At 71.3% G+C, this 23,905-nt stretch carries 25 protein-coding genes and 1 pseudogene; 13 read left to right on the top strand and 13 right to left on the bottom strand.

Annotation, left to right across the window (positions count from 1 at the left end; all coding sequences use genetic code 11):
* Position 1: 1 nt before the first annotated feature.
* Both ACFWBW_RS24640 and ACFWBW_RS24645 read right to left on the bottom strand, forming a co-directional pair.
* Positions 2–1,336, bottom strand: a complete 1,335-nt coding sequence (locus ACFWBW_RS24640; protein WP_385376051.1) for an MFS transporter — start codon at positions 1,334–1,336, stop codon at positions 2–4.
* A gap of 74 nt (positions 1,337–1,410) precedes the next feature.
* Positions 1,411–2,472 (bottom strand): hypothetical protein, encoded by a 1,062-nt coding sequence (locus ACFWBW_RS24645; protein ID WP_385376054.1) that lies wholly within the window; start codon positions 2,470–2,472, stop codon positions 1,411–1,413.
* A 94-nt stretch (positions 2,473–2,566) separates the two neighbouring features.
* Here ACFWBW_RS24645 and ACFWBW_RS24650 point away from each other — a divergent pair, with 94 nt between their 5' ends.
* The 4 genes from ACFWBW_RS24650 to ACFWBW_RS24665 all read left to right on the top strand — a co-directional run bounded on the left by ACFWBW_RS24650 (position 2,567) and on the right by ACFWBW_RS24665 (position 6,828).
* Positions 2,567–3,019, top strand: a complete 453-nt coding sequence (locus tag ACFWBW_RS24650; protein ID WP_385376057.1) for a DUF4442 domain-containing protein — start codon at positions 2,567–2,569, stop codon at positions 3,017–3,019.
* A 135-nt stretch (positions 3,020–3,154) separates the two neighbouring features.
* On the top strand, positions 3,155–3,307 hold the full coding sequence (locus ACFWBW_RS24655; protein ID WP_385376151.1) for a DUF2191 domain-containing protein: 153 nt from the start codon (positions 3,155–3,157) through the stop codon (positions 3,305–3,307).
* 211 nt (positions 3,308–3,518) lie between these two features.
* Positions 3,519–6,053, top strand: coding sequence for a beta-glucosidase (locus ACFWBW_RS24660; protein ID WP_385376060.1), 2,535 nt, complete (start codon positions 3,519–3,521; stop codon positions 6,051–6,053).
* Positions 6,054–6,114: 61 nt separating this feature from the next.
* On the top strand, positions 6,115–6,828 hold the full coding sequence (locus tag ACFWBW_RS24665; RefSeq protein ID WP_385376063.1) for a DedA family protein: 714 nt from the start codon (positions 6,115–6,117) through the stop codon (positions 6,826–6,828).
* Between the two features lie 137 nt (positions 6,829–6,965).
* On the opposite strand, the gene ACFWBW_RS24670 is transcribed toward ACFWBW_RS24665, so the two are convergent.
* Positions 6,966–7,511 carry a gamma carbonic anhydrase family protein gene (locus ACFWBW_RS24670; protein ID WP_385376065.1) on the bottom strand — a complete coding sequence of 182 codons (546 nt, stop codon included), beginning with the start codon at positions 7,509–7,511 and terminating at the stop codon, positions 6,966–6,968.
* Between the two features lie 126 nt (positions 7,512–7,637).
* On the opposite strand from ACFWBW_RS24670, the gene ACFWBW_RS24675 reads away from it, so the two are divergent.
* Complete coding sequence (locus ACFWBW_RS24675; RefSeq protein WP_385376068.1) at positions 7,638–8,405, top strand: acyltransferase; 768 nt, start codon at positions 7,638–7,640, stop codon at positions 8,403–8,405.
* 9 nt (positions 8,406–8,414) lie between these two features.
* On the opposite strand, the gene ACFWBW_RS24680 is transcribed toward ACFWBW_RS24675, so the two are convergent.
* Positions 8,415–8,861, bottom strand: a complete 447-nt coding sequence (locus ACFWBW_RS24680; protein WP_385376071.1) for a hypothetical protein — start codon at positions 8,859–8,861, stop codon at positions 8,415–8,417.
* 98 nt (positions 8,862–8,959) lie between these two features.
* Positions 8,960–9,829, bottom strand: coding sequence for an EamA family transporter (locus ACFWBW_RS24685; protein ID WP_385376074.1), 870 nt, complete (start codon positions 9,827–9,829; stop codon positions 8,960–8,962).
* Positions 9,830–9,944: 115 nt separating this feature from the next.
* On the opposite strand from ACFWBW_RS24685, the gene ACFWBW_RS24690 reads away from it, so the two are divergent.
* Positions 9,945–10,538 (top strand): helix-turn-helix domain-containing protein, encoded by a 594-nt coding sequence (locus ACFWBW_RS24690; RefSeq protein ID WP_385376078.1) that lies wholly within the window; start codon positions 9,945–9,947, stop codon positions 10,536–10,538.
* Between the two features lie 33 nt (positions 10,539–10,571).
* Here ACFWBW_RS24690 and ACFWBW_RS24695 read toward each other — a convergent pair whose 3' ends face one another.
* Positions 10,572–10,808 (bottom strand): hypothetical protein, encoded by a 237-nt coding sequence (locus ACFWBW_RS24695; RefSeq protein WP_385376081.1) that lies wholly within the window; start codon positions 10,806–10,808, stop codon positions 10,572–10,574.
* Between the two features lie 144 nt (positions 10,809–10,952).
* The gene (locus ACFWBW_RS24700) at positions 10,953–11,357 is read right to left on the bottom strand and encodes a CoA-binding protein (protein WP_385376084.1); all 405 of its coding nucleotides are present in this window, start codon (positions 11,355–11,357) and stop codon (positions 10,953–10,955) included.
* Between the two features lie 105 nt (positions 11,358–11,462).
* Here ACFWBW_RS24700 and ACFWBW_RS24705 point away from each other — a divergent pair, with 105 nt between their 5' ends.
* Positions 11,463–12,089 (top strand): YigZ family protein, encoded by a 627-nt coding sequence (locus tag ACFWBW_RS24705; protein WP_385376087.1) that lies wholly within the window; start codon positions 11,463–11,465, stop codon positions 12,087–12,089.
* 27 nt (positions 12,090–12,116) lie between these two features.
* On the opposite strand, the gene ACFWBW_RS24710 is transcribed toward ACFWBW_RS24705, so the two are convergent.
* Positions 12,117–13,325, bottom strand: a complete 1,209-nt coding sequence (locus ACFWBW_RS24710; RefSeq protein WP_385376090.1) for an NAD(P)/FAD-dependent oxidoreductase — start codon at positions 13,323–13,325, stop codon at positions 12,117–12,119.
* Positions 13,326–14,573: 1,248 nt separating this feature from the next.
* The gene (locus ACFWBW_RS24715; protein ID WP_385376093.1) at positions 14,574–14,735 is read right to left on the bottom strand and encodes a hypothetical protein; all 162 of its coding nucleotides are present in this window, start codon (positions 14,733–14,735) and stop codon (positions 14,574–14,576) included.
* 83 nt (positions 14,736–14,818) lie between these two features.
* On the opposite strand from ACFWBW_RS24715, the gene ACFWBW_RS24720 reads away from it, so the two are divergent.
* From ACFWBW_RS24720 to ACFWBW_RS24730, 3 genes are all read left to right on the top strand, one after another.
* Entirely contained in the window at positions 14,819–15,196 is a 378-nt protein-coding gene (locus ACFWBW_RS24720; RefSeq protein WP_385376154.1) for a GNAT family N-acetyltransferase, read from the top strand.
* The gene (locus tag ACFWBW_RS24725) at positions 15,193–16,047 is read left to right on the top strand and encodes a hypothetical protein (protein WP_385376096.1); all 855 of its coding nucleotides are present in this window, start codon (positions 15,193–15,195) and stop codon (positions 16,045–16,047) included. Before ACFWBW_RS24720 ends, ACFWBW_RS24725 begins: the two co-directional genes overlap by 4 nt.
* Positions 16,048–16,171: 124 nt before the next feature.
* Entirely contained in the window at positions 16,172–16,417 is a 246-nt protein-coding gene (locus ACFWBW_RS24730; RefSeq protein ID WP_385376099.1) for a hypothetical protein, read from the top strand.
* Positions 16,418–16,695: 278 nt separating this feature from the next.
* Here ACFWBW_RS24730 and ACFWBW_RS24735 read toward each other — a convergent pair whose 3' ends face one another.
* The 3 genes from ACFWBW_RS24735 to ACFWBW_RS24745 all read right to left on the bottom strand — a co-directional run bounded on the left by ACFWBW_RS24735 (position 16,696) and on the right by ACFWBW_RS24745 (position 20,124).
* Complete coding sequence (locus ACFWBW_RS24735; protein ID WP_385376102.1) at positions 16,696–17,826, bottom strand: alpha/beta hydrolase; 1,131 nt, start codon at positions 17,824–17,826, stop codon at positions 16,696–16,698.
* A gap of 355 nt (positions 17,827–18,181) precedes the next feature.
* A complete protein-coding gene (locus tag ACFWBW_RS24740) occupies positions 18,182–18,883 on the bottom strand; it encodes a response regulator (RefSeq protein ID WP_385376105.1) in 702 nt (233 codons plus the stop codon).
* Positions 18,880–20,124 (bottom strand): sensor histidine kinase, encoded by a 1,245-nt coding sequence (locus ACFWBW_RS24745; protein ID WP_385376108.1) that lies wholly within the window; start codon positions 20,122–20,124, stop codon positions 18,880–18,882. The genes ACFWBW_RS24740 and ACFWBW_RS24745 overlap by 4 nt, the downstream gene beginning before the upstream one ends.
* A 391-nt stretch (positions 20,125–20,515) precedes the next feature.
* On the opposite strand from ACFWBW_RS24745, the gene ACFWBW_RS24750 reads away from it, so the two are divergent.
* From ACFWBW_RS24750 to ACFWBW_RS24760, 3 genes and pseudogenes are all read left to right on the top strand, one after another.
* A complete protein-coding gene (locus ACFWBW_RS24750; RefSeq protein ID WP_385376111.1) occupies positions 20,516–22,027 on the top strand; it encodes a hypothetical protein in 1,512 nt (503 codons plus the stop codon).
* Entirely contained in the window at positions 22,021–22,647 is a 627-nt protein-coding gene (locus tag ACFWBW_RS24755; RefSeq protein WP_385376114.1) for a hypothetical protein, read from the top strand. The genes ACFWBW_RS24750 and ACFWBW_RS24755 overlap by 7 nt, the downstream gene beginning before the upstream one ends.
* Positions 22,648–22,858: 211 nt before the next feature.
* Positions 22,859–23,488: pseudogene (locus ACFWBW_RS24760) on the top strand (transposase); the annotation flags it as partial.
* 44 nt (positions 23,489–23,532) lie between these two features.
* On the opposite strand, the gene ACFWBW_RS24765 reads toward ACFWBW_RS24760, so the two are convergent.
* On the bottom strand, positions 23,533–23,905 hold a 373-nt coding region (locus tag ACFWBW_RS24765), incomplete at its 5' end, for a GNAT family N-acetyltransferase (protein ID WP_385376117.1).

The following is a 23,905-nucleotide window of genomic DNA, read 5'->3' on the forward strand; positions in this document are numbered from 1 at the left end:
CTCAAACGCCGGCGGGGCTGGAGGGGGCGGGGCTGGAGTCGGCCGGGCTCGGCTTGGTGAGGTCGGGGCCGTGGACGGCGGGCGGCTTGCGGGTCATGCGGCGGACGTCCGGGACCAGGAGAACGGCCGCCGTCACCACGATCACCAGGGCCGCGCAGCCCCAGAGGGCCGAGGTCCGGCCGACCGCGGTTTCGACCGGGCCGGCCAGCGCCATGGCCAGCGGGAGCATCGAGAGCGAGCCGAACCAGTCGTAGGAGGAGACGCGGGAGAACATCTCCTCGGGGATCTCCTGGTGCATCGTCGTCATCCAGCTCACGCCGAACACCTCGATGGCGGCGCCGCTCACGAACATCACCGCGCACAGGCCCCACACGGGGAGCGGCACCGCCAGCCCCGCGGAGGGGAGCGCCAGCGGGAACACGCACAGGGTGCCGGCCAGGAGCAGGCGGCGAGGTTTCCAGACCATCATCAGGACGGCCCCGCCGATGGTGCCGAGGCCGAAGAAGGCCAGGGCGACGCCCCACGGAGCCGCCCCTCCCAGCTGCTCCATCGCGACCAGGGGCCCGTAGACCGCTTCGGCGGCGCCGACGACCGCCACGACGACGGAGAACTGGAGCACGATGCTCCACAGCCAGGGACGGCTCTTGAACTCCACCCATCCCTCGCGCAGATCGGACAGCAGGCCGCCGCCGGGAGCGCGTTCGGCGATGTGGCCGACGTCGAGGAAGGCGCGCAGGGCTCCGGCCGCGGCGAAAGCGGCCGCGTCCACGGCGAGCACCCAGCCGGGGCCCAGGAAGGCGACCATGGCTCCGCCGAGCGCGGCTCCGCCGACGGTGGCGCCGTTCATCGCCATCCGGAAGAGGGCGAAGGCGCGGTTGGCCTGCGGACCGGAGACGGTGGCCATGAGCATGCCCTCGGCGGCCGGGTTGAAGAAGGCCGTACCGGTGCCGCACAGCGCCGTGAGCAGCATCATCTGCCACAGCTTCGGTTCGCCGGTCAGGACGAGGAAGGCAAAGGCGGCCTGCGAGAGGCAGTTGAGGGTGTTGGCCGCGACCATGACGTGATGGCGGGGGATCCGGTCGGCGACGGCTCCGCCGATGAGGAGGAAGAGGACGAGCGGCAGCGTACGGGCGGCGGCCACCAGGCCGAGGTCGCCGGCGGTGCCGCCTGCCTGGCCGACCGCGAAGGCGGTCGCGATGAGCGCTCCGTGGCTCCCGAGGTTCGTGATGACCGCGGCACCCGTCAGCAGGGTGTAGTTGCGGCCGGCCCACTCCGGCCTGCGGCGGGGGGAGTGCGGACGGGCGGAAGCGGGGGAGGGGGAGGACGAAGAGCTCACCTCCGGACTATCCCCGTCCCGGGCCGGGAAACCAAACGGATTTCCGGCCCGGGAGGCAGGCAGCGCGTGGGAGATCAGCCCGCGTTGAGGCGGACGCTGCTCAGGATCTTCTCGTAGGTTTCCTTGCTCACTTCGTCCTGGACGTTCGCGGCTCCGTAGAGGACCCAGGTGGAGAGGTCACCGTTGGCGGTCGTGAAGCTGAAGGCGACGGACTTGCCGTCCGAGGAGCACTTGTTCTCCTTGGGCAGGCCGCTGACGGTCGCGGTCGCCATGTGCCCCTTGAGCCCGGAGGTGGTCGTGTATTCCTTCGCCTGGGCGACCTTGGTGGTGCCCTTCGGTGCCTTCTGCGCGTACGCGGCGAAGGCCCAGTTGCCGGCCTCGTTGTACGCGGCCTCGGCGGTGCTCTTCGCACCCATGCCGCCCTTGGTGCCGGCGGCGGCCAGTGAGGTCGAATCCTCCTTGCCGTCCTTGTCGGCGTCGACCAGGCACCACTCCTCCTTGAGGATGGCGGGCGCACCCATCATGACGATGGCCGAGCCGTCGCTCTTGGACTCGTCGCCGAAGCCGATGGACAGGCCCGAGGACTGGACGTCCCAGTCCGGCGGGACGTCGAAGGCGGTGCCGTACTTCGGGTTGAGGACGACCTTCCAGCCGGGGATCACCGGCTTGGCGTCGGCGCCGCCGCGCGGGTTGGCGCTCGGGCTCGCCGGGGCGGCCGGAGCGGAGGAGGCCGGGGCGGAGGGGGAGGCGCTCGGCTTGCCGTCCGCCTGGTCGGAGCCCTTGTCGTCCCGGGTCAGGACGAACGCCCCGGTGGCGGCGGCCGCCACGACGACGGCCGAGGCGGCGACGATGGCCACGGTCCGGGTCGCGAACGGGCTCCCGCCGCGCGGGGGCTGGGGCGGCGGGGTGCCGCCCCACTGGGGTACGGGAACGGTCGGGGGCTGCTGGCCCCAGGCCTGGGGAGCGGGGGGCTGCTGCGGGTACCCGTAGCCGGGCTGCTGCTGCTCCCCGTACGCCACCGTCGGCGGTTGCTGCTGGTACGGGTTCGGCGTTCCCGGCTGCTGCTGGTACGGGTTCTGATGCGCGTCCTGGGGGCTGGGTTCTCCCCCGGGCGGCTGCTGCTGTCCTGGCCACATGGCCGGTAACGATAGTGGGAGTGCGGTCGGGGAGCCACGGCCGCCCCCGTGAGGGTATGGCCAAGGTCTACTACTCGTGGGTAACATCGCGTCCATGAGCGCTGACCAGATGAACGTGGGCGAACTGCTCGCCGCGACCGTGCCGATGGCCAAGACCCTGAACCTCCAGTTCCTGGAGACCACCCCCGAGCGTGCCGTCGTCCGGCTCCCGGACCAGGCCGAGTTCCACAACCACCTCGGAGGCCCGCACGCCGGCGCCATGTTCACCCTCGCCGAGTCCGCGAGCGGCGCGATCGTCCTGGCCGCCTTCGGCGACCAGCTCTCGCGTGCGGTGCCCCTCGCGGTGAGCGCGGAGATCGGCTACAAGAAGCTCGCCAAGGGCGTCGTGACGGCCACCGCCACCCTCGGCCGCCCGGCCGCCGAGGTCGTCGCCGAACTCGACGCGGGCGGCCGCCCCGAGTTCCCCGTCACCATCGCCATCCAGCGCGAGGACGAGGCCGTGACCGGCGAGATGACCGTCGTCTGGACGCTGCGCCCCAACGCCTGACGGCCTGGTGCCGTGACCGGCAAGGTTCCCGGCCGAAGCGCTAGAGTCCCTCCTCCGACGACGGATGGAGGGGGTCTCGTGCCGGGCCGAGCCAAGATCAGCATCAGCCTCGACGCCGAGCTCGTGGTGGAGGTGATGGTCCTCGCCGGGATCGGCTCGCCCCAGGACGCGGTGGAGGCCGTCGTACGGGACTACGTCGAGCGCGGGCACCGCACCGAGGCGCGGGTCCAGCTCCAGGACGAGCCCCGGCGCGAGCCCGACCCCGGCGGGCCGCCGCCGCAGGGCTGACACCGGCGTCCGCCGGTCTCGTGGGCAGCAGGACTGAACAGCGGTGTCCGCCGGCCTCCTGCGGGAGCCGCCGCAGGGCTGAACATCGGCCTTGCGGTGGCGCGCCTGAAGGGGGCCCGCGCGGTGGTCGGCGCACAGTGGGCGGCGGGAGCGGTCCGGCGCGGGCCGCTCCCGCCACCTGACGCCGATGCCCACGCCGCAGGGAGCGCCCATGAGCGAGGCCGTGTCCAGACGCCGTGCGATGCGCCTCCTCGGGGCGATGGGCGGCCTCGGCGCCGCCCTCGGCGCGGCCGGCTGCGTACCGGCGCCGCCGCCCGGCGCGCAGCCCCGTAGGGCCTCCGCCTCCGGGGCGTCCCCCGCCGCCGCACCCGCGGCCGGCCGCACCGCCCGGATCGACGCCCTGCTGGAGCGGCTCACCCTCGAGGAGAAGACCGTCCTGCTGCACGGCGGCCCGGACCCGGACCCGCTCGGCCAGGCCGGCTACGTGCCCGGCATCCCGCGCCTGGGCATCCCGGCACTCCGCCTCGCCGACGGTCCGGCCGGGGTCCGCGTCGCCAGGCCCGCCACCGCACTGCCCGCGCCGGTCCTGCTCGCCTCCGCCTTCGACCCGGCGCTCGCCCGCGCGTACGGCCGGGTCCTCGGCCGCGAGGGCCGCGCGCTCGGCATCGACGTGCTCCTCTCGCCGATGGCCAACCTCATCCGCACCCCGTACGCCGGGCGGAACTTCGAGACGTTCGCCGAGGACCCGAAGCTGACGGCCGACCTGGTCGCCGAGGTCGTCCGGGGCATCCAGGACGAGGGCCTCGTCGCCACCGTCAAGCACTTCGCGCTCAACAACCAGGAGAAGGGCCGCGACACCGTCGACGTGATCGCCGCCGAACAGACCCTCCACGAGACGGAGCTACGGGGCTTCGAGGCGGCCGTGGCCCCCGGGGCCGGCGCCGTGATGGGCGCCTACAACAAGGTCAACGGGGTCTACGCCTGCGAGAGCAAGCCCCTCCTCGACGAACTGCTCCGCGGACGCTGGGGGTTCGACGGCTGGGTGATGTCGGACTGGAACGCCACCCACAGCACCGTCGCCTCGATCGGCGCCGGCCTCGACATGGAGATGCCCGGGGGGACGCATTACGGCGCCCCGCTCCGGGAGGCGGTGCGCGGCGGGTCCGTCCACGAGGGCGCCGTGGACCTCGCCGTACGCCGGATCCTGACCACCCTCGACCGCTTCGGACTGCTCGCCGGGCACCCCGCCGCCCGGCCCTCCCGGGACGCCGCCGCCGGAGCCGCGACCGCACGGCAGATCGCCACCGCCGGCGCGGTCCTGCTGCGCAACGAGCGGGCCACCCTGCCGCTGACGGGCCCCGCCGCCCGCTCCATCGCCGTGATCGGCCCCACCGGGCGGACCCCCTTCGTCGGCGGCGGAGGCAGCGCCCACGTGGTGCCGGACGCGGCCGCCGCCCCCCTCGACGAGATCCGGCGCCGGGCCGGGAGCGGCTCGACGGTGGCCTACGCCCTCGGCGAGGACCTCTACGGGCGCCCGCTGCCGGCGAAGCTCCTGACGCCCGACGCGGGCCTCGACGACCGGGTGGTGGCCCCCGGGCGCACCTGGGGCTTCGAGGGGACCTTCCGGCTGGCCGCCGACGACGAGTGGACCCTGCTCGTCCACTACACCGGGAAGCGCCCGTCCGTCCGGCTCGACGGGGAGGAACTCTTCCCCGTACGGCAGGGCGTGGCCGAGCAGTTCGCGGGCGGACTGCTCGCAGCCGCGCCCGACGGCCGTACCGTGCGCCGCCGCACCCTCGCGCTCAAGGCGGGGGAACACCGGCTCGCCGCCTTCGCCGAGGGCGGACCCAAGGGGCAGCGACTGCGGCTGCGGCACACCACGAAGGCGACCCGGGCCGCCGACCTCGCCGAGGCCGTCAAGGCGGCCAAGGCGGCCCGCAGCGTGGTGCTGTTCGCCTACGAGGACGCCACCGAAGGCAGCGACCGCACCTCCCTGGGCCTCCCCGGCGGCCAGGCGGCGCTGATCGAGGCGGTCGCCGCCGTCAACCCGCGCACCACGGTGGTGCTCAACACCTCCTCCGGTACGACCATGCCGTGGCTCCCGCGTACCGGAGCGGTCCTCCAGATGTACTACCCGGGCCAGGAGGGCGCGGCCGCCACCGCCGACGTGCTCTTCGGCGACGCGGACCCGGGCGGTCGCCTCACCCAGACCTTCCCGGCCGACGAGCGGGCGACCCCGGTCGGCGCGGACCTGATGCGCTACCCGGGGGTGGGCGGGCGGCAGGAGTACACCGAGGGGGTGCACGTGGGCCACCGCTGGTACGACCAGCAGCGGGTGGCTCCGCTGTTCGCCTTCGGGCACGGGCTCTCGTACACGACCTGGGCGTACGAGAAGCTGGCCGTCCGGCCGGGCGGCGCGCACGGGAAGCGGAGCGGGCTGCGCGTGGAGTTCACCGTCCGCAACACCGGACGCCGCACGGGCACCGACGTGGCCCAGGTCTACGTAGGGCCGTCCCCGGACCTGAAGCTGGACCAGCCGGTCCGGGCGCTGGCCGGGTACCGGCGCCTGACCCTCGAGCCGGGAGAGGCCCGGCGGATCGTCCTGGACATCGACGCGCGCACGCTGTCGTCGTGGGACCCGCAGCGGGACGCGTGGGTCGTGGGGACGGGGCGGCGCGAGGTGTTCGCGGGGCGTTCCTCGCGCGAACTGCCGCTGCGGGCAAAGGCTGTGGTGGCGACCGGATAGGCTGCCCGTTCGGCCCGCCACAGGGGGCGGGCCGGGGTGGAGAACTTAAGGGGACGTACCGGTGCACATCCAGGAATGGCTGGAGACGATTCCGGCGGTCAGCATCTACCTCCTGGTGGGGCTCGTCATCGGACTGGAAAGCCTCGGCATTCCGCTGCCGGGTGAGATCGTCCTGGTCAGCTCGGCGCTGCTGGCCTCGCAGCAGGGGCACATCGACCCCGTGGTGCTGGGCATCTGCGCGACCACCGGGGCGATCGTGGGCGACTCGATCGGCTACGCGATCGGGCGCAGGGGCGGGAAGCCGATGCTGGAGCGGCTGGGCCGGCGCTTCCCCAAGCACTTCGGGCCGGACCAGGTGGCCATGGCGGAGCGCTCCTTCGACAAGTGGGGCATGTGGGCCGTCTTCTTCGGACGGTTCGTCGCCCTGCTGCGGATCTTCGCGGGGCCGCTGGCGGGGGTCCTGCACATGCCCTACTGGCGATTCCTCGTCGCGAACGTCCTCGGCGGGATCCTGTGGGCGGGCGGCACGACGGCCGTCATCTACTCGATCGGGATCGTCGCCGAGCCGTGGCTGAAGGGGTTCTCGTGGGTGGCCCTCGTCCTGGCCCTCGTCTGCGGGATCGCCATGACCGTGGTGGTGCGCGGACGGATGAAGAAGGCGGCGGCCACGGCGCGGGCCGAGGCCGGTACCGGCGCTGCCGCGGACGCGGCCCCGGACGCGGCCGATGCGGTCCCGGCGCAGGCCTCGGCCGCTCCGGCCGTGCGCACCGACTGAGGGGCCTGGCTGCGAGGCCCGGCTGAGTGGCCTGGCTGATGGGCCCCCTGGCTGAGAGGCCTGGCTGATGGGCCCGGCTGAGTGGCCCGGCCCCCGCCCGGCCCGAAGGCGGGCGGGGGCTTCGGTGCCCGAGCCCGTTACGCGCCCGGGGTCACCGAGGCGCGGTGCTGACCGGCCAGTTCGGTGTACATGAGGGCGTTGACCTTGAGGCCCTCGCGCTCCTCGGCGGTCAGCGCGCGCCGCACCTTCGCCGGCACGCCCGCGACCAGGGAACCGGGCGGGACGATCATGCCCTGCGGGACCAGCGCCTGGGCGGCCACCAGCGAGCCGGCGCCGATCACCGCACCGTTGAGGACCGTCGCGCCCATCCCGATCAGGCAGTCGTCCTCGACCGTGCAGCCGTGCACGACGGCGTTGTGGCCGATGGACACGCGCTCGCCGATGGAGACGGGGAACCCGGGGTCCACGTGCACGGTGCAGTTGTCCTGCACGTTGCTGTCGGCGCCGAGCGTGATCGGACCGCAGTCCGCGCGGAGCACCGCCGAGTACCAGATGCTCGACCCCGCGCCGAGGGTCACGTCACCGACCACGACGGAGGTGGGAGCGGTGAACGCCGTCGGATCGATCACGGGGTTCTTCCCGCCGACACCCGCCACGAGTGCCTGGGCCGCCTGCTGCGTCATGTGTTCTCTTCCTCTTCCGGTACGTCGTGTCGCGCTACCGGCACCGTAGGCCACGCCGTCCGCGGCCCCGGGGATGGGGTGAAGATCACGGCGCGGCCCGGGCTCCCGGCGCGCTACGGTGACCAGGTGGCGAAGAACCAGAACACGTTCTCCTCTCTGACGGCGGCCCCTTCTCTGACGGCGCTGCGCCGCCGGCTCGCCGGACGCGCGGTCCACGCGGGCTGGCGCTGGATGCAGCGGGCCGGCGCGGTCACCGCCCAGACACCCGGAGGACTGCGCTTCGGCGCGATCGGGCACGGCACCCGGCTCGCCTTCCCGCAGGGCACGGTCTTCGGTGCGCCCTGGATCCGCCTCGGCGACCACTGCATCATCGGGGAACAGGTCACGCTCACCGCCGGGATGATGCCGGACCTCGACCTCGGTGCCGAACCGGTCCTGGTCCTCGGCAACGGCGTGGTCATCGGCCGGGACAGCCACGTCATCGCGGACACCCGGATCACCATCGGCGACGACACCTTCTGCGGTCCCGGGGTCTACATCACCTCCACGAACCACAGCTACGACGACCCGCACGAGCCCATCGGCAAGCAGTGGCCGCGCAGTGCCCCCGTGGAGATCGGGCCGGGCTGCTGGCTGGGGACCGGCGCGGTGATCCTGCCCGGGGCCCGGCTGGGCCGCAACGTCGTGGTGGCGGCGGGGGCCGTCGTACGGGGTGACGTGCCGGACCACGCCGTGGTGGCGGGGGCGCCGGCGCGGATCGTCCGCCGCTGGGACCCCGAGACGGGCTGGCAGCCTCCGCTGCGCACCCCGGCGCCGGTCCCGATCCCCGACGGGGTCACCCCGCAGCAGCTGCGGGCGCTGGGCGCACTGGCGGACGTGACGGAGCCGGAGTGAACCCGCGGGTCAGGGGCAGGTCTCCTCGAGCTTGACCGTGCCGAACACGATCCTCGTGCCGACGTCGGCCTTCGTGCCGGCGGCGGGTGCCTGCGAGCAGACCTTCCAGTTCCGGTCGAGGACCTGCATGCGGCTTCGGCCGAGGGCGTCCGTGGAGCCTAGGAGGAAGAACCCCGCTGCCTGCGCGTTGTCCTGGGCGGTTTGCAGGACCTGACCGACGCCGTCGGGGACGGCGGCCTCGGCGGGCGCCGGCGCGGGGGCCGCCGGTGGCGTGGTGGCCGGCGCGGCGGGCTTGCTGCTCACGGGAGCGGGGGCGGGTGTGGCTGCGGCCGTGGTGGTGGGTGCGGCGGGCGGCGGGGAGACGGGCTTGGGCTCGCTGGTGAGGGCATCGGAACAGCCGGTGAGGGCGAGGAGGCCTGCGGCGGCGAGGACGACGGCGGTGCAGTGTGTGCGCATCGCGCCACTCTGTCCGGGTCGCGGGGACTGTGTGGTGCCTGTGACCGGTCTGTGACGCACGGGAATGCGGGGGGATGCGGGGGGCGCCCGTGCGGGCTCTAGCCCGCCGCGAGGAGGACCGTGCCCGCCAGGGCCAGGCCCGCGCCCGCCGCCTGGACGGTGCGCAGGCGTTCCTTGAGGACGGCGAACGCGGCCAGGGCGGTGATCACCGGGTAGAGGGAGGAGAGCACGGCGGCGGTGGTGACCGGGCCGTGTTGGGCGGCGATCGAGTAGGTGCCGTTCGCCGCGACGTCCGCGAGTCCGACGAAGGCGAGCGCCGGCAGCAGCCCCCACAGGATCCGCAGGCCGCCCGTACCCGCCGGGAGGGCCGGGACGCCGCGCCGGGTCCGCACCCACAGGGCCGTGCCGCCGACGGCGACGTTGGTGACGCGCTGGACGAACAGGGCGAGGAACAGGCCGGGCACGGTGGAGGAGGCGGGGGCGATCAGCGCCATCACCGCGCCGAAGCCGAAGGCCGCGACGAGGGTGAGGATCACGGCCTGCCGCTGTACGGGAGCACCGCGCAGTTCGGGGCCGCCCGCGAGGACGATGCCCACGACGGCCACCGCGATCCCCGCGAGCTGGGCGGCGCCGGGCCGCTCGCCCAGGAGCAGCCCCGCACCCATCGGCACCACCACGCCGAGGGAGCCGAGCGGGGAGACCACGCCCATCGGGCCGAGGGCGAGCGCCTTGTAGAAGCTGAGCATGGCGACCGGGCCCACCAGCCCCGCTCCCACCGCGAACCAGAGCTGCGGTCCGGCCTCCCGCCAGGCGCCGGTGCCCAGGACCACCGCGCCGAGCACGAGGACGGCGATGACCTGGGAGGCCACGACCACCGTGAGGGCCGGTATCCGGCGGGTCAGCAGTCCGCCGCCGAAGTCGGCGAGGCCCCACAGGGCGGCGGTGGCCAGGGCGAACAGGGCGGTCATGACAGGCCTCGCAGTACAGTGTGTTGAACGGTGGAGTACACGGTGGAGTACAACGCACGATAGTTCAGCCTAGTGAACCCTGTCATCCAAAATATTGTACGGAGTGGACGGAACGGTGTCCGATCTCGAACAGCTCACCCAGGCGCTCGGCCGCAACCTCAAGCGCTGGCGCGGGGAGCGCGGATTCACCCTGGAGGCCCTCTCCGCCCGGTCGGGCGTGAGCCGCGGCATGATCATCCAGATCGAGCAGGCCCGTACGAACCCCAGTGTCGGCACGACGGTCAAACTGGCCGACGCGCTCGGCGTCAGCATCACAACCCTGCTCGACCACGACCGTGGTCCGCGGGTAAAGGTGGTACTGCCGGGGCAGGGGGTGCGGATGTGGTCCACCGAGAGCGGTAGCGGCGCGAGCATGCTGCTCGGCGACGACCGGCGGGGGCCGGTGGAGATGTGGACCTACCGGCTGGAGCCCGGTGAGGGGAGCGCCTCGGACCCGCATCCGCCGGGCACCTTCGAGATGCTGCACGTCACGGTCGGGGAGCTGACGCTGGTGGTCGCCGACGAGGCCTACGCCGTACCGGCCGGCGGGGCCGTCTCCTTCGAGGCGGACGCTCCGCATGCCTACCGCAACGAGGGGCCGGGTCCGATGGAGATGACGCTGGCGGTCTCCATCCCGCCGGTGACCGCCCAGGCGCACGCCCGCGCCTGACCGGGGCGGGGCGTGGCGGGCCCCGTGCGCCGGTCAGCGCGGGCCGGTGACCCCCAGGCCCGCGCCGCGGGACGTCCCGCGTGCCGTCTCCCGCGTCGCGGCGAGCGCCGCCCGCCCGGCCGCCGGTTCGCAGACGCCGCCTGCGATGAGCGACTCCACGAACGGTGCCGCCAGTGAGCCCTCGGCCAGGGTTCCGTCGAGGTCGAGCACGGCGATCCGGGCCTGGATGTGGGCGTGGCTGTGGGCATGACTGCGGGCACGGCCGATCACGGTGGCACTCCCTGGTCGGGGTCGGTCCGAGGTGCGCGGCAGACCCCGACGGGGAGGCGCGGTCTCAAGTATCCGTACCGTTTGGGCGGTTTGGATACTTGAGCCGCGTTGAAAGGGCTGAAGGGCGGGAGGCTCCCGGAAGCCCTACAGGGCCGGGATCTCGATCGCCGGGCAACGGTCCATGACCATGTCCAATCCGGCCGCGCGGGCACGGTCGAAGGCGGCCTCGTCGACCACGTTCAGCTGGAACCAGACGGCCTCCGCCCCCTTCGCGACGGCCCCGTCGGCCACCGTGCCCGCCAGCGCGCTGTTCACGAAGACGTCCACCACGTCCACCTTGAAGGGGATCGCCTCCAGCGAGGGGTAGCCCTGCTCGCCGTGGACCGCCTCTGCCTTGGGGTGTACGGGGACCACGCGCTTGCCGTACCGCTGGAGGATCTCTGCCACCCGGTACGCGGCCCGGTCCTGGTTGTTGGACAGGCCCACCACGGCCCAGGTGTCGCCGAGCTCGGTGAGGATCTTGCGGATGGTTGCCGGGTCGCCGTACACGTGTGCCGCCTCCTGATGCTGCTGGTCCTGCTGCGTCCGACCGCTGATGGCCGTCCTCCCGATCAACAGAAAAGACGCATGTCGGATTCCCCGTAGGGTGGACGGGTGAAGGCAGACCAGTACGTGACGGTGGCCCGTGAGGGTGTGCACGAGTCCGAGATCAACCGCTCGAGGTTCCTGTGCGCGCTCGCGCCGGCGGCGACCGAGCGGGAGGCGCAGGAGTTCGTCGCACGGATCCGCAAGGAGCACCCCACCGCCTCGCACAACTGCTACGCCTACGTCATCGGCGCCGACGCCTCCGTGCAGAAGGCCAGCGACGACGGCGAGCCCGGTGGCACCGCCGGGGTGCCGATGCTCCAGATGCTCACGCGCCGGGACATCCGCTACGCGGTCGCCGTCGTCACCCGCTACTACGGCGGCGTGAAGCTCGGCGCCGGCGGGCTCATCCGTGCCTACGGCGGGGTCGTCGGGGAGGCGCTCGACGTGCTGGGCACCGTCACCCGCCACCGCTACCGGCTGATCACCGTCACTGTCGACCACCAGCGGGCCGGCAAGACCGAGAACGACTTGCGCTCCACCGGCAGGACCGTGGTCGACGTGCGCTACGGGGCCGCGGTGGAGATCGAGATCGCCCTCCCCGAGGCCGACCTGCCCGCCTTCGAGGCGTGGCTCGCCGACAGCACCGCCGGGAGCGCCACCCTCACGGCGGGAGGGGAGACCTACGCACCCTGAGTGCCGGCGGGTGATGTATCAGGAGGGTCAGCTCACCGGCTGGGCCGCCTCCACGAGCCGCGGGTCGGAGAAGAACGCGCCGGGCTGGGTGAGGCCCGCGTTCACCCGGACGAAGCCGTCCATGGTGTCCTGGCTCTCGGCGACCTTGCCCAGGACCCGCTGCATCTCGGGCGGCGGCGGTTCGAGGGCCGCGAACCCGGCGGTGAACTCGTACATCTGCATGACCCGTTCGTCCCTCGCCTGCTGGTAGCCGCGCATCGAGTCGTCGAACGCGCTGCGGCCCGCGAAGGCGTCGCCCAGGGCCTGCGCGCACAACTCGGCGTCCTGGAAGGCATCCTGGATTCCCTGCGCCGTGATGAAGTCCTTCAGGTACCCGGCGTCGCCGACCAGCGCCCACCCCGGTCCGTAGGGGACCCGGAAATGGTTCTCGACGGCGGTGCCGACCAGCCGTCCGGTACTGGTGGCGGCGGCGATCCGGTCGGCGAAGGCCGGCGCCCGGTTCAGGGTCTCGTGGTAGCCGCCCTCGATGTCGGCGCGGTTCGCCTCGAAGTCCCGCATCGGCAGTCCGCAGATCACCAGCGTCACGTCTTCGTTGGTGGGCCAGGCCGCGAAGGCGCGGTCGCCGCGCACGTACGCCTCGAACCCGCCGTGCATCGGCATGTTCGCCCAGTACGTGTAGTAGCTGACCTGGAGCTTCGGCTTCTCCGCGTAGCGGGGGGCGTCCACGGCGCGGGCCACCATCGAGTGGGCGCCGTCGGCGCCGATGACGACCCGGCCGTACTCGGCGGTGGCGGCCCCGTCCGGGCCGTGGCCGCGGATGCCGGTCACCGCATCCCCGTCCGTGACCAGGCCCTCCACGGTGAACTTCTCGCGCACCTCGGCGCCGGCCTCCACCGCCGCGTCGACCAGGATCTTGTCGAGGACGGTCCGCCGGGGCGCGTACGAGCCCCGGAGGCCCAGGCCCGCCGGTGACCCGGAGATGACGAGGGGGCCCAGGTCGAAGGTGTACGTGGTGATCTCAGGGCAGCCGGTGGCGACGACCCGGTCCAGCAGGCCCCAGCGGCGCAGGGCCGCGAGCCCGGGCGGGTGGATGAGGTGGGTGGAGAGCGTGTCGCTGGGGAAGACCGCCCGGTCCACCACCAGTACCCGGTAGCCCTGGCGGGCCAGCAGCATCGCCGTGCTCGCGCCCGCGCAGCGGGCTCCCACGATCACGGCGTCGTAGGTCTTTCCGGTCATGCGGATCGCCTCCCCGAAGGGGTGGGGCTCTTATGTGTTCCACGGTAGGCCGCGGCGCCGGCCACCGCCTCGGGGGAACCGCGCGGTCCGGTGGCCGGCCCCGAGTGCCGGTTCCCGGTACTAAGAGGTGATGGGTGGATCAGGGGGCGGCATGCGTGAGCGTGGCAGGGGGGGGCGACTGCGAACCCTGTGCTGGTTCGTGCTGGTTTTAGAGGGGTAGTAGGGGTAAACGTGCAGGTCCGGTCGATTCACCCCTCATCACCCCTATCAACCCCAACCGTGCTGGTTCGGTGCTGACGCAGCACGCCAAGCCTGGACGCCTTCGGGGGTGTGTCGGCAAGCGGAGCGAACAAGATCGGACCGGCGAACTGGCGAGATCGGTCTGAGCGGTGACAGGCATGGACAGTGGGCGTAAGTCAGCCACCGCAGGCTCATGCGGTCCCCGATCCCTGCGGGAGCGGAATACCGGGGTGGCACGATTCCGCCCGACTTCAGGCCGCACATCTTCCGGACTGGAATCGTGTAGTCGGTGAACATGCCCGGGGTCCCGAGGAGTCCATGTGCGATTGAATCTCGGGCGGCGTAAGGGAGCATGCTCTTAGTGCGGCTGCGTGCCCTCCCTCGGCCCGCGACGTGTCGGCCGGACATGAGCGGCGTGCGGCCGTCGGATGTGACCCTGGCCTACTGCTGGCTCAACGTCCAAGCAGCGGTGTCCGGGGCACTGATCGTGGGCAGGGCGAACCAGATACTGGTGCCGTCGAGCGCAGCTGTGCCTCTATGCCCCCTCCCAGTCAATAATTCGGGCCCGAGGTGTGTCCCGAAGCCGCCGCTCGGCACCCGCGTGTTGCCGCCCAGGTTCAGTGCGGAGAATCCGGGACATCGAAGCACTGGAGGGCGTTGCCCTTTCGCCTACCGAGCCGGTCATCACCGCCATGAGTACCGGCAGATCAAGCCCGAGTGATCACCTCTCCTTCGCGCATCCCACGACGGGCACCACGTCACAGTGCTTGCTGAAGGAACAGAAGGCCGGGCGATGCCCGTCGCACTGAGGCAGTCGAACGATCGTCCCCACCTCATGCCAGATGTGCTCTGCAGGCGGCGCAGGTCGCTCCAGGATCCGGCTGAGCGCTCCCGAACTCCATGGAGCACCGCTGCGCGAGGAACGGCCTTCTGACGGGCTTGTCGCATCCTCTGGATTTGATCGCCGGAAAGTGTCGGTGGCGCCTCGAAGGCCGCAAGTGCCTCCAGCTACCGCGGGGTCTCGTGGCGCGCCACCTGCGACGGGTCGCGGCCCGGGTCGTGCACGGTCCCGTGCGGCCGCAGCCGGTGCAGAGCGTTGCTGAAGGCGCTGGTCAGCGTGGTGGCGTCGGCCAGATCCGCGAGCAGGCGTGAGCCGGAGTGGTTGACCACCCCCGTGCCAGTCGGCGCTGACGACGAGCTGCGAAAAACGTGTTGGACGGCAGGCTGGGCGATGCCACAGTCTGGCTGTGATCATGACCAGCGGATCTTCCGTACCTGTTTCGTTGCCCGACGGCCTCACCCTGCGAGAGGCGAGGCCCGCAGATCTTGACCAGATCGGCGCGCTCCTGTCCGAGCGCGGTGAGCCGGACGACGCTGTCGACCACCGGCTGGTTGTCACCGACCCCGACGCGGGCTTGTCCGCCTGTGCCGTGGTTGTCGACGGCGACCGGGTCGTGTCCACCGCGACGCTCCTCGACGAGGAGGTGTGTATCGGAGGCGTCCGCCTGCCCGCCGGCCAGGTAGAACTGGTCGCCACCGAGAGCGAATACGAGGGACGCGGGCTCGTAAGGGCGCTCATGCGGTGGGCTCATGAGCGCTCTGCCGCCCGTGGCCACTCGTCCAGGCGATGATCGGAATCCCGTACTTCTACAGGCTGTTCGGCTATGAGTACGCCATCGACATACCGCAGGTGCTGAACGTGAACGCCTTGCCGCCTGGCGATGGAACGGCCACGCTCCGTGCCGCCCGGCCCTCCGACATCCCCTCCTTGGCTGCCCTGCAAGCCTCGGCCCAGAGCGGGTTCGATGTGGCCATGCCGCACTCGGCGGCGTGCTGGCGATGGCTCATGGACCACGAGTCGAGCAACCTCTGGGTTCTCGAGCATGCCGACACGGTCATTGCCACCGCGCGCACCACGCCTCCCGGTGAGGAGATGCTCCTGGCCGAGGCTGCGGCCCGCGACGAGGCGGCGGCACGGGACCTCCTGAGCGGCGTTGCCGCCCTGGCACCCGGCGACCGGATACGGATCGTCCATCGGGCGGGCACTGTGACAGGCAACGCGTGGCAGGAGTTCATCGACCACGAACCGCACCGGAGTGCAGAGCAGTACTACATCCGCATCCCGGATGTCGCAGCGCTGCTCGACAGGCTGCGCCCGCTGTTCTGGCAGCGCCTTACCGCGGCCGGGATCGACCGCACCGGCCGAGACATCGTCATCTCCACCTTCGGCGCCCACTACCGGATTCCCGTTCTCGCAGGCGGGCTCGGTGAGGTCGTCACCGGCGGCCCGATACAGTCGCCTGGAGCCATGGAAGGAGCCGGGGTGGCGCCCGACCATCTGGCCGCCCTGCTGTTCGGCCCGCACGGAATGCAGGGGCTGACCCGGATCCGCCCCGACGTCTACTCCGCGGACGAGGAGCTGTTCCAGACGCTTTTCCCTCCACTCACTGCCGACGTACTCAGCTACTACCTCCCGTACTAGGTGTATTGATCACGAGCGTTGTTGACGCTGGTCTGGTCTTGAACATGGCGAAGACCTCCGGTGTGGTGGGAGCTGTCTAGGAACTCACCGCACGGAGGTCTTCGTCCCACCGTAATGACCGGCTGTGGCATACCCCCTACACGCCACAGCCCTCACCATCCACGCGGCCACCGGGGCAGACATCAGCAGACTCGCACTGATCCGCGGCATCGACATCAGCGCGAAAGAGATACACGCCGCCGGCATTCACGGACAGCTCAACGACCGCGCCCCGGACAGCCCGCTATTCCCGCTCATCACGGTCCAGGACGGCGAACAACTCCGCCTCACCGCAACAGGAATCCGCTACAACCTGAAGCCCACACCGTAGAACCGATACTGTCCGCACCCGTCCCCAACTGTCGGCACCCAGCCCCTGCCACCACAGCCCTCATGGGGCTCAGCGGGCCGTGGACGCGGGAGGGACGGTGGACATCGCGTGGCCGTGGGCCGCAGTAACGCCGGCGTGATGACTGCTGAGCAGGCAGACGGACTGCTGTGGGATGTGGAGCCGGGACACGAGCCGGCCTACGGACACGCTCGCCGTGTGAGAGCGAGTTCGAGGGGCGACTTGACGTCTTCACGAAGAGCGCTCGCAGGTTCCCGCAGTTACGTGTCTTTGCTGAGGAAGTCCAGGAGGACCTGGCGGCTGGTCTGGGAGGTGAGGCTGCCGTAGACATCGTCGAAGGCATGCTCGGCGAAGGGTAGTTCCTCCACCGTGGTGTCTATGCCTTCGGCTCGGAGTGAGGCGCTGAAGTCCTTGATGGTTTCGGCACGCGCGCTGCGGTCGCGGTCTCCCACGACGAGCAGTGTGCGCTGCAGGCCCCTCCGAATGTCGGTGGTCGGGGAGACCTCGCGGTAGCGCTCGGGGTATTGGGCAGGTGTGCCGCCTGTGAACAGTTCTGCGGCCTCGCGGGTGCCGGCGACGTCGTCCTGCCACATGCTGTCGACGTCGGTGCCGGGGTAGAAGCCGACTACCGAGAACGGCGGCTTGGGGGTGGTCCCGTCGGTGGCCTGCATGGTGCCGTTCTGGAGGCGATAGGCGGTGTTCATGGCGAGGGTGCCGCCGGCCGACATGCCGCCCAGCGAGATACGGGAGGTGTCGATGCCGTACTGGTCGGCGTGGTCCTGTACCCAGCCCAGGGCGGTCATGAGGTCTTGCGGGGCTTTGTTCCACGTGGGGCGGTCGGGGGAGGCCAGGCTGTAGTCGACGGCTATCACGGCCACACCGTGGTCCGCCAGCCAACGGCCGGTACCACGCAGGTCGCTCTTGTCGAAAGTGTGGAAGCCTCCGGCATGGGCGAGCACGATGGCCGGCGCCTTGCTTCCCTGGCTTTTCCTGGCCAGGTATACATCCGCTTCGAGTGCCTCGCCGTCACGAGTGGCATAGATGTGGGTTGTATCCGGCGTGGCACCCCCGGGGTAGGCGAGCTGGCTGAAGATCTGACTGAAGGAGACCTTCGTGCCGGCGTCGCGCGCGGCAGCGAACTGAATGCCGCCGATGGCCAGAGCGGCGATGGTCGACAGGGCGGTCACCGCAGTGAGGATGCGCCCCCAGCGCACCAGGCCGCTACGCCAGGCCAGGGCTCCCAGGACGGCGCCGGCCAGGGCGAGGAGCGCCAGGTGGAAGGGGTACTGCCCGCCGATGACCGGGCCGATCACGCCGGCCTTGGGGATAGCCGGAAAGTAGGCGCCCAGCAGAATAGCGGCTGTCAGAAATGCCAGGACGGTGGCGGTCAAAGCGGAAACGACACGTAGAAACCTTTTGATCTTGCCAGGAGACGTGGCCTGCGGGGCGGGTGCCGGGCGTCGGGCTGTGGCCATGGTTGCGTTCCTCGGGCGTGTGGGATGCGGGAGGACAGTGCCTCCAGACGGGACACCACAAGGTTCGCTTTCAGGGCTGGTGATCTGCGTCCCCCGGAGGAGCCAACCTGCGGCGTAGCTCTCCAGAGCTACGCCGACCCCCGAGGAGCGACCGGACTAGCGGTCCCCACTCCTGCTGCAGGCAGAGCCGTGCCAACTGTCGGCAGGCATGGCTGGATGCCGTCGCAGGGCGGGGCTGTCCAAAGGCTGGGAGCGGCATGGGCGCGCCGGTCTACGTGGCGGTTCGCAGCGAGGGTGTCCAGCGGGCAGCATTGCCGGGGGCTACCAGGCCGGTTTCGTAGGCGAAGACGGCGGCCTGGGTGCGGTCGCGCAGCTGCAGCTTTCGCAGGATGCGGCCCACGTGCGTTTTGACCGTCTCCTCGGCGACGACCAGTACCAGGGCAATCTCCGCATTGGACAGGCCCTGCGCCACCTGTGCGAGAACTTCGGTCTCGCGGTCGGTGAGGGCATCGATGCGCACGCCGGTCGGCGGCTTGGCACCAGGACTCACGCGGGAGAATTCGGCGATGAGCCGCATGGTGATGTCGGGTGCAAGCAGAGCCTCGCCCCGGGCTACCACCCTTACGGCTTCCGCGAGCTGGATGCCGGAGGCGTCCTTGAGCAGGAAACCGGAGGCCCCGGCGCGCAGTGCCTCGTAGACGTACTCGTCGAGGTTGAAGGTGGTCAGGATGAGGATCTTCGTTGATGTTCCGGGGGTCGACGTGATCTGGCGGGTGGCCTCGATGCCGTCCAGGCCGGGCATCCGGATGTCCATCACGATCACGTCGGGTGCCAGTTCCTCGGCCCGGGCGACGGCCTGCGATCCGTCCTCGGCGGTGGCAACGACCTCGATGTCGGGCTGGGCGCCGAGCAGGACGGAGAAGGCTTCCCGGACCATGGCCTGGTCGTCGGCGATGAGCACGCGGATGGTCATGCGTAGGTCTCCTTGCCGACGGCGCGCGAGGTACAGGCGGGCAGCGTCGCGCTGACCTCGTAGCCGCCGTCGGGGGTGGGGCCAATGGCAAAGTCACCGCCGAGCATTGCGATGCGCTCCCGCATGCCGATGACACCGTGCCCGGCACCGGGTGAGGGGGCAGCGGGGAGTGTGGCAGGCCCGTTGACGACCCTCAGGCACAACGCATCGCGTGTGTAGGTGAGTTCGATGCTTGTCTCAGCACCGGGGGCATGGCGCAGAATGTTGCTGAGGGCTTCCTGGATGATGCGGTAGGCCGACAGTTCCACGCCCGGGGGCAGATGGCGGGCAGTGCCCTCGATCCGGGTGGTGGTGCGAAGGCCGGCAGCTCGCACGTTGCCGAGCAGGCCATCAAGCTGCGCCAGGGAGGGCTGCGGGCTGGTGCCGGTTGTGCTGTCGCCGGGGTCGTTCGACCGCAGGAGGCCGAGCATGTGGCGCAGTTCGGCCAGCCCTTCCAGTGCGTTGGTGCGGATCGAGGCCAGCTCAGTGACCAGTTCTGGTGGTGGAGCCTGGACCCGATAGGGCGCGGCATCGGCTTGGATGGAGATGAGTGACAGGTGATGGGCCACGACGTCGTGCAGCTCGCGGGCGATCCGAGTGCGCTCTTCCAGGACAGTGCGCAGCGCCCGTTCCCGGGCCGTGGCGGCGATCTGCTCGGTGAGGCGTGCATGGTCCTCGCGGCGGCCGCGTGCCACGCCTCCGATGAGCACGGCCAGAGCGAACAGAGCGAGGGCCCCAGCGATCATCTTCCATGAGCCGACGGAACAGCCGGACAGCTTCAGCAGAACAGCCAGCAGGGTGCTGAGTACGGCCGCAGTGATCGCCGAGAACAGGCGCACCCGCAGCGCGAGAAGGAAGAGGACCCCGGCGTGCACCATCCACACATAGATCTGGGTGTCGTGGGTGGGCGGATACTCCAACGTGATGCCGGCGACGAAGGCCATCGACATCCACCAGGCGGACGTCGGCCAGCGCAGTGCCACCACCAGCATGGCCGCGTGCCCGATGGCCAGGATCGGGGCGGTCGCGCCCGCCGCGGCGGCCGTCAGAGCAGCTGCGAGGCACACGACGCTGTGGGGTAGCCAGTGGAGCCAACGGGGCCAGGCCAGCGGCGGCATGGGGCAGCCTCGCACGGTGATGAGGTCAGCCCGCAGGATGCGAAGGCTGGGGAGGTCTGCCATCGCAGCGGTCGTCTCGGGCACGTGTTCATTATCGGACATCGCAAGTTACTCCGGTGGGTCCGGAAGCGAGGCGTTCAGCGAACGTGCCGGTACACAGAGGCGCGGTGACGAACGTGGCCGGCACCGCCGATGTAGCAGCTGCACAGATTGTTTCACTCGTTCATGACGCCTTCCATTCCAAAGTTCATCCGTAAACGAGCCTACGGAGCAGCCCCTTGGCCGGCATCCCGCTGGAGAGCCATACCAGCATGTAGCTCTTCAGGGGGACGAGACTGTCAGAGCCCCGTGCCAGGATCCTCCCCAGGTCGGTGACGTCGATGCCATCCCCGGAAGCAACCCTCGGTCGTATCCGGGGCGGCCCGGTGCCCGGCCCGCGCCCCCACCCGGGGCGGCGCGTCAGGAAGGGGTGCAGATGGACATGGACGACGACGCCGCGGAAGCGTGGCGCCCTGCTACCCCGCTGTCACGGCTGCGGGAGCTGGCGGCACAGGATCCGGGGTCGGCCCGGATCGTGGCGTCCCGAATAGGCCTGTCGGCCGAGCTGGCCGAGGAGGTGGCCATCCGGGCCGTCGCCGGCGGCCCGGACTGGTTCGGGGTCCTGCGCGCGCTCGCCGCCCACCCAGCCACCTCGGCTGAGCGCCTGGCCGAGCTCGCCGCCCACCCGGAGAAGTCGGTGCGCCGGGTCGCGGCCGTGCACCGTGCGACCCCCAAGGCGGCGATCAAAGTGCTGGCCCAGGACAGATCGGCGGCGGTGCGCCGGGCACTGGCCGGGTGCGAGAAACTGCCGCGCAAGGTGGCCGCGTTGCTGGTCGCCGACGCCTCCGCCGAAGTCCGGCTGACCCTGGTGCGGCGGGTCGGCGCCCGGCCGGAGCATCTGCGGGCCCTGGCCACCGACCCCGACGCGCGCGTGCGCCGGGTGGTGGCCGCACTCGGCCACGCCGGAGACGCGGACCTCACGGACCCGGACCCGGGGGTGCGCCGTACCGCCGTCGACAAGCGCTCGGCACCGGAACTCGCGCCGTGGCTCGACACCTTGGTGCAGGACCCGGACAGCCGGGTCCGGGAGCTGATCGCCCAGCGGTACCACAACCGCACCCCGGCCGTACTGGCCAAGCTCGCGGCGGACGCCGAACCGTGCGTCCGGGCCGCAGTGGCGGCCAACGCGTTCACCCCTGTCCGGCAGCTCACCGAACTGGCCGGCGACCCGAGCCTGACCGTGCTCGTCGCGATCAGCCAGAACACGGCAGCCCCGCCCGAGACACTTGCCCGGCTGACCGACACGATCGCACACTCAATCGGGGGCGGCGAGAGCATTGGCTTCGGGCAGCAGGAGGACGTCCAGCGCCTGGTGTACGCGGCACTGGAACACCCCGCCACCCCGCCCGAGTCGCTGCGCGCACTGCACGCACTGGATCTGTGGCCGTACTTCCAGCCGGGGAACGCGATGGCCCAGCCGAACTGGCCGCCGGACCTGCTGGTCGAGTTCGGGCTGACGTACTGCGCGAGCACGGTGTCGGGCAAGGCGGAACGCATGAGCTTCGCGGCGATCGACGAGGCCCGGCACACCGAGCCGCCGGGAGACGTGCTCGCCGCCATGGTCCGCAGCCCGATCTACTACCTGCGTCGCGCAGTCGCCAACCGGCACACCCCGCCGGAGGCTCTGGCCGCATTCGTCCGCGATCCCGCCCGCGCCGACGACAGCAGCCTCCTCGACGACATTGCCAAGAACCCGGCGACGCCGGTCGAGATCCTGCTGGCCTGGGCCGAGGCGGGCGTGCGCCACTACGACATGCTGGAGAACCCCGCCCTGCCCGAGCCCGTGCTCGCCGCCATCATGGCGTGCCCGGACACCTCGTACGCCGCGCAGGCCCACTGGCTGCTGGAGGTCCGGGCACTCCGGGCCGGAACGGAGACCCCTTGCTGACCATGTCCTCCTGGCGGGCCCGGTTCGACCGGCTCGCCGACACTTCCGCGGTGGTCGAGCGGCTGGGCTCCCAGGCGAACATGGCCGACTACCTCCAGGACACGAGCATCGCGTGGCAGCACCACGCGGGCGATCTGGTGGTCCCGGAGGACCTAGACCTCGACATCGCGCTGATCGTCGACGGTGACCTGATCGTGCACGGTTTCCTGGACGACTACGTCTCCGACATCGGCATGCTGGTGGTGCTCGGCGACCTGGTGGTGCGCGACCTGGTCTCCTGGGGCTCGGTGTACGTCGCGGGCGATCTGCGGGCGGAGGGCATCGTCTACGGCTACTACAACGACTTCACCTTCGAGGTGGAAGGCGAGGTACACGCCCGGGCGCTGGTGCTGTACGACAAGTCCGCCTCCTACAACACGGGCGAGCTGGAGGTGGAGGTGGAGTCCTACCACCCGCCCAGGAAGCAACTCCGGGCCGCCCGCGACATCCTCGTCCCGCAGGTGTACGACGGCGGGGCGAAGCGGGCCAAGCAGGGACTGCCGCCGAAGCTCCGCCGCCCGAGCTACCAGCGGGTCTGCCGCCGACTGCGGGAGGGCCGGCCGCTGTTCCGCAGCGCGTAGGGGCGCCGCCTGCTCCCTGATGACCACCTTCCCCACCGCGGTCCCCTGCTCATCCGCCGGGGCGAGCCCGTCCACCGCCCGCTCGGTGCGCGCGAAGCAGTGCATCGAGGGAGATCTCTCCCTCCCGCACCGTCACCTGCGACAACCGGTGCGCAGTGCGGGAGTCGATTCCGCCGGGGTTGCCGTCGACGTGGATCAGCAGTTCACCGGCATCAAGCTCTCCGCGGTGGCCGCCGACATCATGGGCGTGTCCGGACGGGCCATGCTGGAGGCCTTGATCGCGGGCGAAGACGACCGGCAGGTCCTCGCCGAACTGGCCAAGCGTCGACTCCGCAACAAGATCCCCGAACTCAACCAGGCGCTGCGGGGGCGCTTCTGTGAGCACCATGCCTTCCTGGCCCGGCTGCACTTGAACCACTACGACCAGCTCACCACCGCGATCGAGGCGCTCACCGGGCGGATCGAGGAGGCGATGTCGCCTTTCGCGGCGTCCTCGACCGACTCGACACCATCCCCGGGATCAACTGGGCCGTCGCCGAGGTGATCGTCGCGGAGACCGGTGGCGACATGACCCGGTTCGCCACCGCCAAACACCTCGCCTCCTGGGCCGGAGTCTGCCCCGGCCACAACGAATCCGCCGGACGCACCAAGAACACCAAGGTCCGCCCCGACAACCCGTACTTCAAAGGAGCCCCTCGGCCTGGCCGCCCTCGGCGCGGCCCGCACCGAGGGCACCTACCTCCAGGACCGGTACAAACGCCTCGCCGGCCGCCGCGGCCCGATGAAGGCCCTCGTCGCCGTCGAGCACTCGATCACCACCGCGATCTGGCACATGCTCACCGACGACAAGCCCTGACACGAGCTCGGCGACACCTACGTCACCTCTCACTTCCCCGCGCGGCTCATGGATGTGACGCTCAGCGGCCCCAGCGGGGTCGGGCGCAGAGTGGCGAAGCCGAAGTGGTGGTAGAGGGGGACATTCGCCGGGTCCGCCGTGGTCAGGTACAGGCCGTGTGGGGCGGGTGTGGTCGCCAGGACGTGGTCCAGGAGGAGGCGGCCGGCGCCGCGTCCGGTCAGGTCGGGACGGACGCCGACGAACTCCAGCGTCCAGGCCCCCGGGGGCGCGCCCCCTTCGGTGGCGTCCAGGTAGCGCAGGGTCCGGCCGAGCGCGCGCGGCCCGCAGCGCAGCCCGGTACGGGCCGCCCAGAGGGCGCGCGCGCCCGCGGCCGGGCTCGCGCCCGGCGGGGTGAGGGAGGTC

The organism is Streptomyces sp. NPDC059957, assembly GCF_042730015.1.
Taxonomy (GTDB): Bacteria; Actinomycetota; Actinomycetes; order Streptomycetales; family Streptomycetaceae; genus Streptomyces.

Bases quoted from the DNA above. Each gene is read 5' to 3' on its own strand.
- ACFWBW_RS24685 (WP_385376074.1), bottom strand. From the start codon at position 9,829: ATGACCGCCCTGTTCGCCCTGGCCACCGCCGCCCTGTGGGGCCTCGCC.
- ACFWBW_RS24670 (WP_385376065.1), bottom strand. From the start codon at position 7,511: ATGACGCAGCAGGCGGCCCAGGCACTCGTGGCGGGTGTCGGCGGGAAG.
- ACFWBW_RS24650 (WP_385376057.1), top strand. From the start codon at position 2,567: ATGAGCGCTGACCAGATGAACGTGGGCGAACTGCTCGCCGCGACCGTG.
- ACFWBW_RS24740 (WP_385376105.1), bottom strand. From the start codon at position 18,883: ATGACCATCCGCGTGCTCATCGCCGACGACCAGGCCATGGTCCGGGAA.
- ACFWBW_RS24660 (WP_385376060.1), top strand. From the start codon at position 3,519: ATGAGCGAGGCCGTGTCCAGACGCCGTGCGATGCGCCTCCTCGGGGCG.
- ACFWBW_RS24710 (WP_385376090.1), bottom strand. From the start codon at position 13,325: ATGACCGGAAAGACCTACGACGCCGTGATCGTGGGAGCCCGCTGCGCG.
- ACFWBW_RS24750 (WP_385376111.1), top strand. From the start codon at position 20,516: ATGGACATGGACGACGACGCCGCGGAAGCGTGGCGCCCTGCTACCCCG.
- ACFWBW_RS24645 (WP_385376054.1), bottom strand. From the start codon at position 2,472: ATGTGGCCAGGACAGCAGCAGCCGCCCGGGGGAGAACCCAGCCCCCAG.
- ACFWBW_RS24655 (WP_385376151.1), top strand. From the start codon at position 3,155: ATGGTCCTCGCCGGGATCGGCTCGCCCCAGGACGCGGTGGAGGCCGTC.
- ACFWBW_RS24680 (WP_385376071.1), bottom strand. From the start codon at position 8,861: ATGCGCACACACTGCACCGCCGTCGTCCTCGCCGCCGCAGGCCTCCTC.
- ACFWBW_RS24725 (WP_385376096.1), top strand. From the start codon at position 15,193: ATGATCGGAATCCCGTACTTCTACAGGCTGTTCGGCTATGAGTACGCC.
- ACFWBW_RS24720 (WP_385376154.1), top strand. From the start codon at position 14,819: ATGACCAGCGGATCTTCCGTACCTGTTTCGTTGCCCGACGGCCTCACC.